At 39.5% G+C, this 12,506-nt stretch carries 12 protein-coding genes; 6 read left to right on the top strand and 6 right to left on the bottom strand.

Annotated features, from left to right (window positions below; all coding sequences use genetic code 11):
- Nucleotides 1–20 precede the first annotated feature (20 nt).
- From ACNKXS_RS03070 to ACNKXS_RS03060, 3 genes are read left to right on the top strand one after another with little or no spacing between them, the layout of a single operon-like run.
- The gene (locus tag ACNKXS_RS03070) at nt 21–785 is read left to right on the top strand and encodes an exodeoxyribonuclease III (RefSeq protein WP_295177828.1); all 765 of its coding nucleotides are present in this window, start codon (nt 21–23) and stop codon (nt 783–785) included.
- A 7-nt stretch (nt 786–792) separates the two neighbouring features.
- The gene (locus ACNKXS_RS03065) at nt 793–1,755 is read left to right on the top strand and encodes an OmpA family protein (protein ID WP_417919568.1); all 963 of its coding nucleotides are present in this window, start codon (nt 793–795) and stop codon (nt 1,753–1,755) included.
- Nucleotides 1,756–1,759: 4 nt separating this feature from the next.
- Complete coding sequence (locus ACNKXS_RS03060; protein WP_417919567.1) at nt 1,760–2,794, top strand: aldo/keto reductase; 1,035 nt, start codon at nt 1,760–1,762, stop codon at nt 2,792–2,794.
- Here ACNKXS_RS03060 and ACNKXS_RS03055 read toward each other — a convergent pair.
- Genes ACNKXS_RS03055 through panC form a run of 6 tightly spaced genes read right to left on the bottom strand, consistent with a single transcriptional unit; the run spans nt 2,791 to nt 8,700 of the window.
- On the bottom strand, nt 2,791–3,924 hold the full coding sequence (locus ACNKXS_RS03055) for a peptidoglycan DD-metalloendopeptidase family protein (RefSeq protein ID WP_417919566.1): 1,134 nt from the start codon (nt 3,922–3,924) through the stop codon (nt 2,791–2,793). The genes ACNKXS_RS03060 and ACNKXS_RS03055 overlap by 4 nt on opposite strands.
- Before the next feature lie 33 nt (nt 3,925–3,957).
- Entirely contained in the window at nt 3,958–5,322 is a 1,365-nt protein-coding gene (radA, locus tag ACNKXS_RS03050) for a DNA repair protein RadA (protein WP_417919565.1), read from the bottom strand.
- A gap of 18 nt (nt 5,323–5,340) precedes the next feature.
- Entirely contained in the window at nt 5,341–6,486 is a 1,146-nt protein-coding gene (locus tag ACNKXS_RS03045) for an alpha/beta hydrolase (RefSeq protein ID WP_417919564.1), read from the bottom strand.
- Nucleotides 6,487–6,521: 35 nt separating this feature from the next.
- Nucleotides 6,522–7,487, bottom strand: a complete 966-nt coding sequence (locus ACNKXS_RS03040) for a lysylphosphatidylglycerol synthase transmembrane domain-containing protein (protein ID WP_417919563.1) — start codon at nt 7,485–7,487, stop codon at nt 6,522–6,524.
- A 4-nt stretch (nt 7,488–7,491) separates the two neighbouring features.
- Complete coding sequence (panD, locus tag ACNKXS_RS03035; protein ID WP_417920136.1) at nt 7,492–7,842, bottom strand: aspartate 1-decarboxylase; 351 nt, start codon at nt 7,840–7,842, stop codon at nt 7,492–7,494.
- Nucleotides 7,843–7,848: 6 nt separating this feature from the next.
- Nucleotides 7,849–8,700, bottom strand: a complete 852-nt coding sequence (gene panC, locus ACNKXS_RS03030; protein WP_417919562.1) for a pantoate--beta-alanine ligase — start codon at nt 8,698–8,700, stop codon at nt 7,849–7,851.
- A 110-nt stretch (nt 8,701–8,810) separates the two neighbouring features.
- Between panC and ACNKXS_RS03025 the strand changes: the two genes are divergently transcribed.
- From ACNKXS_RS03025 to glmS, 3 genes are all read left to right on the top strand, one after another.
- Complete coding sequence (locus ACNKXS_RS03025; protein WP_417919561.1) at nt 8,811–9,626, top strand: glycogen/starch synthase; 816 nt, start codon at nt 8,811–8,813, stop codon at nt 9,624–9,626.
- A gap of 48 nt (nt 9,627–9,674) precedes the next feature.
- The gene (locus ACNKXS_RS03020; RefSeq protein ID WP_417919560.1) at nt 9,675–11,210 is read left to right on the top strand and encodes a DUF4270 domain-containing protein; all 1,536 of its coding nucleotides are present in this window, start codon (nt 9,675–9,677) and stop codon (nt 11,208–11,210) included.
- A 5-nt stretch (nt 11,211–11,215) separates the two neighbouring features.
- A partial coding sequence (glmS, locus tag ACNKXS_RS03015; RefSeq protein WP_417919559.1) for a glutamine--fructose-6-phosphate transaminase (isomerizing) occupies nt 11,216–12,506 on the top strand: 1,291 nt, incomplete at its 3' end.

The following is a 12,506-nucleotide window of genomic DNA, read 5'->3' as shown; positions in this document are numbered from 1 at the left end:
TTTGCGCAAATTCGACTCCTATGACTATAATATCATATAATGTAAACGGCATCAGGGCTGCCATCAGGAAAGGTTTTCTTGACTGGTTGCAACAGGCAAATCCAGATGTGGTTCTTATTCAGGAAATAAAAGCTACTCCAGAACAACTTGATCTGGAAGTCTTTGAAAAAGCTGGCTACCCATATCAATACTGGTATCCGGCAACTAAGAAAGGATATAGCGGCGTGGCAATTTTGAGTAAAACTAAACCAGATCATGTAGAATATGGCACCGGGATCGATTATATGGATTATGAAGGCCGGGTAATTCGGGCAGATTTTGGAGAACTTTCAGTCATGAGTCTTTATCTGCCGTCGGGTACCAATACCGCAAGGCTCGATTTTAAGTTCAAATTCATGGAAGACTTCCAGTATTATATAGATGAACTTAAAAATTCCAGACCTAATTTGATCATTGGCGGGGATTATAACATTTGTCACGAAGCCATCGATATTCATGATCCTGTGCGGTTGAAAAACACTTCCGGATTTCTTCCTGAAGAACGACAGTGGATCGATAGGTTGATGCAAAGTGGCTTTATAGATAGCTTCCGTCATTTTAATGAGGAACCAGATCAGTACTCCTGGTGGAGTTACAGAGCCAATGCACGAAATAATAATAAAGGATGGAGAATCGATTATAACCTGGTAGCAGCACCCTTGAAAGATCGCTTGAAAAGAGCAGTAATTCTGCCTGAAGCATACCATAGCGACCATTGTCCCGTTTTAGTAGAAATCGAAAAATAAAGAAATTATGAAACTTAGAATCCTTACAATATCAACACTTCTGGCATTGGGAACTTCCTGTGTCTCATCGAAAAAATACAATGATCTGGAAGGTAGAAATGCAGACCTTCAGCGTGAGAACAGAAGCATGAATGAAGACCTCAATTCCTTCCGAAGTAATTCGGAGAAGCTCGGGAATGATCTTGCCAGCTTACAAAAGGAGTACGATGCTGCAACGACCGAGCGAAATGATCTCATGCAGAAATATGCTGCGTTGCAGAAGAACTATACCAGCCTGGAAGAATCTTATGACGCCCTTGAGCAAAACAGTTCAGCAGCCATTCTGGAGAATTCCCGTCAAAACAGGGAGCTACTCGCGCAGCTTGACGAAAAAGAAGCCGACCTGCTTATCGAAAAAAACCGATTGGAAAAGCTTCAAAAAGACCTTAATCTCAGATCACAAAGAATCGATGAACTGGAGTCTGTTATTGCAGCTAAAGACGCTAAGATGAACACACTTAAGAATGCTGTTTCTAATGCGCTTACAAATTTTGAAGGTAAGGGATTAAGCGTTGAGCAAAAAGATGGGAAAGTATATGTTTCCATGGAAAACAAATTGCTGTTCGATTCCGGTAGCTGGGCAGTAAATCAGGAAGGAAGAAAAGCTGTAAAACAGCTGGGGAGCGTACTTGCGCAAAATCCCGATATCGCAGTACTCATTGAAGGACATACAGATAATGTGCCTTATGGTGGAAGCGGACAGTTAAAAGACAACTGGGATCTTTCTACCAAAAGAGCGACGTCTATAGTACAGATCTTACGTGAAAACAACCAGATTGACCCTCAAAGTCTTACCGCTGCTGGTAGAGGTGAATATGCACCAATCGCAAAAAATGATTCTGAAGCAGGAAAAGCCAAAAACCGTAGAATTGAAGTGATACTTACTCCAAAACTGGATGAAATCACTCGTGTTCTTAATGAAATTGAATAATTAGATGAAATATAGCAATCTACCGAATACCAGTATAAAAGTTAGTAAGATCTGTCTAGGTTCCATGACCTGGGGCGAGCAGAATACAGAGGCTGAAGGTCACGAGCAAATAAATTACGCCCTGGATAAAGGTGTGAACTTTATAGATACTGCTGAAATGTATTCGATCCCAACGAAGGCAGAAACCCAGGGAAGTACAGAAAAAGTGATTGGATCCTGGTTTAAGAAAACCGGAAGAAGAGACGATGTCGTGATTGCCAGTAAAGTAGCTGGTCCCGGAGATATGGTTTCGCATGTTCGCGAAAATCTTGGTTTTCATAAGGAAGCTATCAAGGATGCATTACATAACTCTTTAAAGAGATTACAAACAGATCATATCGATCTTTACCAATTGCACTGGCCGGAACGTAATACCAATTTCTTCGGAAAACTGGATTATAAGCATGATGAATCTGAAGAATGGGAAGAAAATTTTCAGGAGATCCTGGAATCTTTGCAGGAGTTTGTTCAACAGGGAAAAATTGGTCATATAGGTTTGAGTAATGAAACTCCTTACGGACTCATGAAATTCCTTCAGGCTGCGGGAGATAAACTGCCGAAGGTAGTGACCGTTCAAAATCCATACAGTTTACTTAATCGAAAAGATGAGGTTGGATTAACAGAAATACTTCATCGGGAGAATGTAGGTTTATTTCCGTACTCACCGCTAGGAATGGGAACGCTTAGTGGAAAGCATTTAGATGGTATTCAAAAGAATTCCCGTTTGGATCTGTTTCCGCAGTATAAGAGATATTCAAATGATCTGGCAGTCGAGGCAACCAGGAAATACAAAGATCTGGCAGATAAGCATGAGCTTAGTTTAACCCATCTGGCATTGGCTTTCGTGAACCAGCAGAAATTCGTGACCAGCAATATTATTGGTGCTACCACCATGGAACAATTAAAGGAAAATATCGAAAGTGTTGATATCATACTTAGCGATGAAATCCTGAAAGAGATCGATGAGATCCATCAACAGATTCCAAATCCTGCACCCTAAATATTTGGACTAACCAGACTCTCATGTACATACATAGAACGGTCGAGGCTATCACGAACATGATACCAATCGGCCGTTTTTCCATGCACGAACAACAATTCGCCATTTCTGGCAGTTTTCATTATTTTAGAATTACTGGCAGCTGCTTTATTCCGCAGGTTTGCTTTCGTTGAAATTACTCTTAGTTGCTGCGCTATTTCAATTTCCTTTGAAATAGCACTTTCCAGGGTTTCAGTTTTATAAACAAATCCCAGCGGATCGATTGCTCCGGTATTCCTGCGATATATTCCGAAGTGTAAATGTGGAGGTGTTGTTTTAGCGTTTCCAGTGTTGCCAACAAATCCAAGGGTATCACCGGTTTTGACCGAATTTAAATTTGGAACTATACTATCGAGGTGAGCATAATATATAGATTGAGAGCGTTTTGAATCACGCAGCCAGACTTGTTTTCCACCAAGGCCTTTCTCTCCGGAATAACCTATCCTTCCAGAAGTCGTTGCAATCACCGGTGTTCCCCGATCTGCAAAAATATCTATACCCTCATGATCCCGACTACCACCATCCCGTATGTCTCCCCAGTAACTACCAATATCTGCATTGTTCCCGCCAGAAACTGGAAATTGATAAGCTGGTAGTATGGAAAGTTGGATTGTAAAAGGCGTATGAGCTTCAATTTCCGGCTGAAATATTACTTTATAGAGTCCGTTTTCTTCTACTTCGTAGGAGATAGAACCATCAGATTTAGGTTTTAAAACTTGTTCAAACTTTTTATTTTGTTTGTTACGACGATATATTTCAGTAAAAATAAGGGTGGAGGAAGAATCGGTTTTAAAATTGGTGTTCAGGATCTCACCTGGTTTTAGATACGCCTGGTAGGAGTAAATACTAAAGCTCTTCGGTTTTAGGTTTCCTGCTTCAGTATACGGCATTTCAACTTCGATACTATCATTTAAGGCTTTCTGGATTCTTGATTCCCAAAGGCTGAATAGTTCATCTGAAATATTCTGTTCGCGCTGATACTTCTCTTTTTCAGAAAGACCTGAAATAAGATCTTCAGCTTTTTCCAGCTGAGAACAGCCAGAAATAAGCAACAAAATAAGAATATACCAAAGGTTGCGTATTTGCTTCATGTCGAGATAAATGTACGCAGCAATTGTGCCAGTCTATTCAAAAAGATGACTTACAACATCCTCAATTTTGGAAACTTTAACGATCCTGATATTATATTCAGATTTCGGGAATTTATTTTGTTTGGATACCATTATGCTGGCAAAACCAAGCTTCTCGGCCTCAAGAATTCTTTGCTCGACCCTGGTTACTGGTCTTACTTCACCGGCGAGGCCAATTTCAGCAGCAAAACAGATATCTTTTGGAAGTGCAATATCTTCGTTTGAAGACAGAATTGCAGCGACAACTGCGAGATCTATCGCCGGGTCATCCACGCTAATACCACCAGTAACATTCAGGAAAACGTCTTTCGCTCCCAGCCTGAAGCCAGCTCTTTTTTCCAGCACTGCCAGTAGCATATTTAGTCTTTTAGCATTATAACCCGTGGTAGAGCGTTGTGGGGTCCCATAAACAGCGGTGCTTACCAAAGCCTGGATTTCGATCATTAGTGGTCGCATTCCTTCCAGTGTAGATGCGATGGCTGTTCCACTCAGATCTTCATCATTCTCGGAAATAAGTATTTCTGAAGGGTTATTGACTTCCCGGAGCCCGCTGCCCTGCATCTCATAGATGCCCAGTTCATGGGTGCTTCCGAAGCGGTTTTTATGAGCTCTAAGGATTCTGTATACATGATTTCGATCTCCTTCAAACTGCAAAACAGTATCTACCATATGCTCCAGAACCTTCGGGCCAGCAATACTCCCTTCCTTCGTGATATGTCCAATCAAAATGACCGGAGTATTACTTTCCTTAGCAAATTTTATAAGCTCTGCGGTGCATTCCCTTATCTGTGAAATACTTCCCGGTGCGCTTTCAATATAGTCACTATGCAAGGTCTGGATGGAATCGATAATAACCACTTCAGGCTCGATCTCTTCTACCTGACGGAAGATATTCTGAGTTTTAGTTTCGGTAAGGATAAAACAATTGGCAGGATTAGGATCGATACGTTCAGCACGCATCTTGATTTGCTGCTGACTTTCTTCTCCGGAAACGTATAAAACCTTGTATTTTAATTGCAGACTGATCTGAAGTAGTAGCGTACTTTTTCCAATTCCCGGTTCACCACCAAGTAAAGTAAGGGACCCCGGAACGAGTCCACCTCCAAGAACGCGATTTAGTTCATTGTTACCAGTATTAAGGCGATCATGTGGTGTGGTTTCAATTTCAGCAATAAGTAAAGGCCTGGCTAATTTTTTAGCTTCCTTACTGGCACTTGTTTTCCAGTCCTTTTTATCAGGTTTTGCAACAAGCTCTTCTACTATCGTATTCCAGTCGCCGCAACTGTTGCATTTCCCCTGCCATTTTGCATATTGTGCACCACATTTCTGACAATAGAATGTTGTCTTTACCTTCGCCATTTCCTAAATTATATTCTGCTAATAACCGAAATCTTTTTTGATTGCATCTGCCTTCTCCAGCATATAATCTGCATCCAGAAAAGCGATACTTTTTTGTCCGTAGGCATTTTGATAAATTCGCATTGCCTTTTTAGGATTGCCGGTTTCTTCTTCATGTCGGGCTTCAAAGAATGTTCCCAACATAGTTCCCGGATAATGATCGAAAGCAAGTTTATAAAGATCCTTATAGGCTTCCCAGTTACGTGTCTTTTCTATAGCATTATGAACAGCCATAAAATCGTTGATACTTATTTGTCTTTTAAGACCATAAAGCTCTTCGATCGATTCATATTTCTCGGTCAAATATTGGGTAGGAGAAATAGAAGTTTGCAGAAGGATCTCATTATAATCTTTGGTTGATATAGGGCGGTAGATCTCAAACATGCTTGAGATTGCCGAAGGTATGGCCTTGCCAACCAGCGAGTAATGAGATTCCCCGGTAAATTCTTCAAATTTATAAGAAACCAGCTTGTTGTTGATATTTTTGAGTTGATTATCGAAACTTGCAATGCCAGATTTTAGTGCAGGTATATCCTCGTTAGATGTAGCCAGATAGAACCATTTTTTGGATTCTGAGGATTCTAAAGCATCTGTAACCCAGTTAGTTACTTCTGGAGCCAGATCCGGACTAAGATTAATGTAACCTTTGAAAATCGGCTCTTGTTTAAGGAGATAATAATTGATAAAATTGGCGGTAAAATCATGTCCTACGATCATACGGAAATTTGCTGTTCTGTATTTTTGATCGAGACTGGCGAGTAGTTCCATTCCAATAAATTCAAAAAACTTAGCGCCTTTATCTGCAGGAAGAGAATTTTCTCCATAGGAAGTATCTTCCATGCGAATTCCGTCCTGGTTGATTCCAACAACGATCATTTCAGGAACGTCTTTCCAGTATGAATAATAATCTACCATACCAGCTACTGGTTCAAACAGGTAGTCTCCATCCAGAACGACCACAACCGGGTATCTTTTTTCTAAATTCTGTTCGTAATTTCTGGGAAGTTGGATTTTGATTTCTCTTTTCTCTCCCAACTTTTGAGAATTGACGGTCTCATGCAAGATCTGCGACCAGCTTACTATAGGCAGAATAAGTGCCAATAGCATGGTTGATAAACGGTTCATAGGTGTAGTATTGATTCGGACAGGAAAGGTAAGTATTATTTCCTGTTATTAAAAAGCGGTAACAGGATAAATGATAATCCGCCAAATAACAGAACCACAGCGGTTTGAGTTGCCCAGGAGATCCAGCCAAGCGCTTCAGCAGCATGTGATTCGATACCAAAGAACATCAGGATTCCGCCTACGGCTAGTGGATAAACGCCTATGCCGCCATTAGTCGCTGATACGGCAAAACTTCCCACAACGAATGCAGCCAGAATGGTGCCTGGTGTAGCATCTGCAGTCTCAGGAACGCTTAGTTTTATTACGAAGAACATGCATAGATACATTGACCAGATGAAGATGGTATGTGCTATAAAAGCCCATTTCTGGCGCATGTTCAGGATACTTCGCATCCCTTCCAGCAGTCCTTTTGCGAGTTTTTTTATTTTTTTAAAAGGTCCCCAGTTCGATCTTTTAATAACTGTAAGGCCTAAAACCCCGAGTCCTACCAATCCCAGAAAAATGAGTAGGGTATTCATGGGTTTGATGTTCTGGTCATGCAGGTAGCCCAGAAGATCGTCGGTTTGTAAAATAAGCGCAACGCCAATAATGAGCATTAGAATAAGTAGATCAGCAACTCTTTCAGAAATAATGGTTCCGAAGCCTTTTTCAAAAGGAACTTTTTCATAAGTAGTGAGGGTGGCAGCACGCAAAACTTCACCAGATCTTGGAATTCCGAAGTTGGCAAGATAGGCGACCATAACCGCCATGAATCGGTTTGGAAGCCGGGTGGTATAACCCATTGGCTCCAGCATAAACTTCCAGCGATAAGCCCTGGAAAGATGTGAAAGCGTTCCAAGAACAAAAGATACTGCAATCCAGAATTTGTTGGCATCAACAATACTTTTCCACAGGCTTGAACGTTCTTGAGCAGTAGAACTCTGTAACGAGTACCATACCAAAAAAATCCCCAGAAATAAGGGGATACTAATTTTTAAAAACTTTTTGAATTTTTTGCTCAACGACTTATTTCAAAAGATTGGTTTCTTCATCAGGAAATACCAATGAGGGCTTGAAGTTTTTAGCTTCTTCTATTTCCATAATTCCGTAAGCGATAATAATTAAAATATCATCCTTGGCAACTTTTCTAGCAGCTGCGCCGTTTAAAGTGATCTCTCCTGAATTTTTAGGGCCTGGAATTACATAAGTTTCAAGACGTTCACCGTTGTTATTATTAACGATCTGTACTTTTTCACCTTCAATAATATTCGCCGCTTCCATTAGATCTTCATCGATAGTGATACTACCAATATAATTTAGATCTGCACCGGTTACTTTAACTCTGTGAATTTTGGATTTTACTACGTGAATCTGCATCATGAATTAATTATTCAGAGCGATGTTATCGATGAGACGAATATCGTCTGCATATACTGCGATGAATGCCCTGTATTGTTTTTCTTTTTCTTTGGTTTCAATTTTTTGAAGACTATTAGCTTCAGCAATCATAAAATATTCCAGTTCGAGAACATCTTGATCTAGAAATGCCGCCTCAACCCAGTCTGTCACTTCTTTAGCACTTTTTGTGCCAAATAGCTCGCTGGCAGTTTGTAGCGTTTTATAAATAAAAGCTGCTTTTTGCCTGTTTGCATCACTTAGACGTTCATTTCGTGACGACCTTGCAAGTCCGCTATCCTCTCTTAAAATCGGACAGCCAATGATTTCTACCGGTAATTTTGTGAGATCTGTAAGTTTGCGTATAATCTGCAATTGCTGGAAATCCTTTTCACCAAAAAAAGCCTTGTCAGGTTCAGTGGCTTCGAACAATTTTTTCACCACGGTACCCACACCATTAAAGTGTCCATTTCTAAATTTTCCTTCCATGACGTTCTCCAAACCACCAAAATCAAATTGTTGGGAAACGATCTTACCATCATAAAGTTCAGTCGCATTAGGACTAAAAATCCACAAATCTTCGAATTTTGTCTTTAATAATGCGATATCCTGTTCAAGATTTCTGGGGTATTTTTCCAGATCATCCGGATCGTCAAATTGGGTTGGATTTACAAATATGGATACAACAACCTGGTCTGTCTGTTGCGTGGCGAATTGAACCAGGGATAGATGACCTTCGTGTAAAGCACCCATGGTTGGCACCAGTCCGATGCTCTTTTCTTCAGATTTCTTCTCGCGAATAGCCTCAAGTAAACGTCCTTTCTCCCTAAAAACCTGCATTTTATTTTAAAATTAACAGCGTGCAAACTTAATATATCTGTGGCAATCTGCATAAAATTTTGTAATTTTGCGTGTTTTTTATTCGGAAACGTAACTAAAGCAAAGAATATATGAAAGATAAGAGAGTGTTATACGTCTCGTCTGAAGTTATACCGTACTTACCTGAAACCGATATCTCATCTACTTCCTTCGAAGCTGCAAAAATGGTTAATAACCTGGGCGGTCAGATAAGGATCTTTATGCCAAGATTCGGAAATATCAATGAAAGAAGGCACCAATTACATGAAGTGATTCGATTATCCGGGATGAACCTGGTGATCAATGATCTTGATATGCCTCTAATCATTAAAGTGGCTTCCATTCCAAAGGAAAGAATGCAGGTTTACTTTATTGATAACGAAGATTATTTTAAAAGGAAAGCAACCTTAACAGATGAAGATGGAAATCTCTTTTCTGACAATGACGAAAGAGCAATTTTCTTTGCAAAAGGCGTGATCGAAACAGTGAAAAAGCTAAACTGGTCTCCAGATATCATTCATGTACATGGATGGTTATCTTCTCTTCTACCACTTTATTTAAGAAATTATTACGGGAATGAGCCGTTATTCCGTGACGCAAAAATTGTGACCTCTGTTTACAATCAAAGTTTCGATGGAACGTTAGATGAAGAACTACGTGAGAAAATTTTGTTTGATGGTTTTGAAAATGCTAACGTAAAACATCTAAAAACTCCAAACTTCGTAAATATTTTGAAGACGGCAGTAGATAATTCAGATGCTGTAGTAATGGGTGGTGATGATGTGCCTGAAGAGTTGCAGGATTACATTAAGAAGCTTAATAAGCCGGTTCTTCCTTATACCGAAAAAGAAAATTTCTCTCATGCGTATCAGGAATTTTATGACACTAAAGTATTGCCGGAATCGTAAGAAAAATTTTAAATGAGATTAAATAATTTATACAGAATAACAGTCTTTATGGCTGTTATTTCCGCTTTTGTAGGGTGTGACGAAGACTTTTCAGAAATAGGTGGAGAGATCATTACTAATCCTTCCAATGTAGAAGTTCGGGAGTTCAATGTGAATGCCTACACTAAAAAGCTTAATTCAGTACAAACCAATAACTCGTCCAACTTATTTCTGGGCGTCACCAATCACGATCTTTACGGCAAATCTGTCGCTAGTATAGTTAGCGAGTTGAGATTATCTACATTGGATCCGGATTTTGGAGACAATGTAGAACTTGATAGTGTGGTTCTTAAAATCCCTTATTATTCTTCGGAAGCAGCCACTTCAGATGATGATGAGATAACATATGAACTGGATTCTATTTATGGAAATGGTTCTTTTAAATTATCCATTTTTGAGACGAACTTCTTGTTGAATGACCTTGATCCTGATGCTGGTTTCGAATCGGCTCAGAGATATTATTCAGATCAAAAGCAAGTATTCGAGCAGAATATTGTAGGGCCAGCGATCTATGAAGAAGAGAATTTCATTCCTTCGCCTTTAGCTTTCGATTCTTACGAAGTTGGGGAAGATGGAACCGATACTATCGCCAATACACCGTCTTTCAGGATAAAACTTCCTGTGGATTACTTTGAGGCGAAGATCATTAATAAGGAAGGTTCTTCGGAATTATCCTCGAATACCGATTTCAGAAATTACTTCAGAAATTTATACATTAAAGCTGAAGAGAATGGAACTGAAGGATCACAAATATTCTTTAATCTGAATAACCAGGATGCAAAGATTACCTTGTATTACCGTAGTGATCGTGAGGTAGATGATGAAATTGAAGAAAATGTTCGTGGTAGTTATACCTTGAATTTTGCTTCTGGGAACAGAGTGAATCTATTGGAAGGAGCATATCCATCTAATGTTTTGCAGGAAATCCAGTCTCAATCTTCAGAAACCGGTGCTGAAAATCTTTATATTAAAGGACAGCAGGGAAGTATGGCTATTATTGAATTATTTCCAGATACATTGGTGCTTCAGGATCTAAGATCAGAAGATCTATTGATCAATGAAGCTACTCTGGAATTCTTTGTAAATCGTGATGTCTATGAAGGTGAAAATCCAGAAAGACTATATTTGTATGATTTTACAAATAATGCTTTTCTTGGCGATTACGCGATAGATCTTACGCTAAATGCTGCAGATCCTTCAACTAGTTTGACGACTTTTTCAAGTCCGTTACAGGTCGAAGAAGGAGAAGACGGTTATTATTATACTTTAAGAATTACTAACCATTTATCCAACATTCTGAATAATGATGGAGATAATGTAAAACTAGGACTTGTAGCAGTACCTAATATTAATACGGTAGTTTCAAGGTCAAGTCAGGGAGTAATTGCAGGTTCCTTAAATTCTGCAGTAAGAAATTCAGAAGAGCTTACCAGAATACCTACGGGTTCTGTATTAACTCCGGAAGGAACCGTATTGCACGGCAGCAATTCCGCAGACGAAAATAAGAGATTAAAATTGAGAATATATTATACCAACTATAATTAAGAAATATGTGTGGAATTGTTGGATACATAGGGCATAGAGAAGCTTACCCTATTGTTTTGAAAGGATTACAAAGACTGGAATATCGTGGATACGATAGCGCCGGTATCGCTCTATACGATGGTGAAGAGCTGAAGATGTGTAAAACGAAAGGTAAAGTAGCCGATCTAAAGAATAAATTCGAGGAGGAAGTTACTACAAATGGAACTGTTGGAATTGGTCATACAAGATGGGCAACACACGGAGAGCCAAATGATGTAAACTCTCACCCTCACTACTCAAATTCTGGTGACCTTGTTATAATCCATAATGGGATCATTGAGAATTATGATTCTTTGAAGAAGGAATTGAAAAAACGTGGTTATACTTTTAAAAGTGATACCGATACTGAAGTATTGGTAAATCTTATAGAAGATGTGATTATAAACGAAAAGGTGAAATTAGGTAAAGCAGTTCAGATTGCTTTAAACCAAACTATAGGTGCCTATGCGATCGCTGTTTTCAACAAGACGAAGCCTGACGAAATTGTAGTAGCAAGACTGGGAAGTCCGTTGGCTATTGGAGTGGGAGAAGATGAATTCTTCGTAGCGTCAGATGCATCACCATTTCTGGAATTTACTAATAATGCGATCTACCTGGAAGACGGAGAGATGGCAGTAATTCGTAGAGACAAGGATGTGAAAGTGAGAAAGATTCATGATGATTCACTAGTAGATCCTTATGTTCAGGAACTGCAAATGAACCTGGAGCAGATCGAAAAAGGTGGATACGAGCACTTTATGCTTAAGGAAATTCATGAGCAGCCAAATGCAATTAGTGATACCTATAGAGGTAGAATGCTAGTAGATCAAGGCATCATTAGAATGGCCGGGGTAGACGATAATATGGAGCGTATTGCGAATGCAAAACGTATCATAATTGTTGCTTGTGGTACTTCATGGCATGCTGGACTTGTAGCTGAATATATATTTGAAGATATCGCCAGAATCCCTGTAGAAGTTGAATATGCTTCAGAATTTAGATATAGGAACCCGGTGATTTCAGAAAACGATGTGGTTATTTCCATATCGCAGAGTGGTGAGACTGCAGATACTATGGCGGCGATTAAGCTTGCTAAAGAAAAAGGAGCCTTCACGTTTGGAGTATGTAACGTTGTAGGATCTTCAATTTCAAGAGAAACTCATGCAGGAGCTTATACACATGCGGGACCAGAAATTGGTGTTGCTTCCACAAAAGCATTTACAACTCAAATAACAGTGCTTACATTAATGGCTCTTAAGCTTGGAAAGTTTAAAGGGA

The organism is Christiangramia marina (genome assembly GCF_048285865.1).
Taxonomy (GTDB): Bacteria; Bacteroidota; Bacteroidia; order Flavobacteriales; family Flavobacteriaceae; genus Christiangramia; species Christiangramia marina.
Note: the sequence above shows the minus strand (reverse complement) of the source record. Positions and strands in the feature narration are given on the sequence as shown.

Bases quoted from the DNA above. Each gene is read 5' to 3' on its own strand.
- ACNKXS_RS03070 (WP_295177828.1), top strand. From the start codon at position 21: ATGACTATAATATCATATAATGTAAACGGCATCAGGGCTGCCATCAGG.
- ACNKXS_RS03065 (WP_417919568.1), top strand. From the start codon at position 793: ATGAAACTTAGAATCCTTACAATATCAACACTTCTGGCATTGGGAACT.
- ACNKXS_RS03060 (WP_417919567.1), top strand. From the start codon at position 1,760: ATGAAATATAGCAATCTACCGAATACCAGTATAAAAGTTAGTAAGATC.
- ACNKXS_RS03055 (WP_417919566.1), bottom strand. From the start codon at position 3,924: ATGAAGCAAATACGCAACCTTTGGTATATTCTTATTTTGTTGCTTATT.
- radA (WP_417919565.1), bottom strand. From the start codon at position 5,322: ATGGCGAAGGTAAAGACAACATTCTATTGTCAGAAATGTGGTGCACAA.
- ACNKXS_RS03045 (WP_417919564.1), bottom strand. From the start codon at position 6,486: ATGAACCGTTTATCAACCATGCTATTGGCACTTATTCTGCCTATAGTA.
- panD (WP_417920136.1), bottom strand. From the start codon at position 7,842: ATGCAGATTCACGTAGTAAAATCCAAAATTCACAGAGTTAAAGTAACC.
- panC (WP_417919562.1), bottom strand. From the start codon at position 8,700: ATGCAGGTTTTTAGGGAGAAAGGACGTTTACTTGAGGCTATTCGCGAG.
- ACNKXS_RS03025 (WP_417919561.1), top strand. From the start codon at position 8,811: ATGAAAGATAAGAGAGTGTTATACGTCTCGTCTGAAGTTATACCGTAC.
- ACNKXS_RS03020 (WP_417919560.1), top strand. From the start codon at position 9,675: ATGGCTGTTATTTCCGCTTTTGTAGGGTGTGACGAAGACTTTTCAGAA.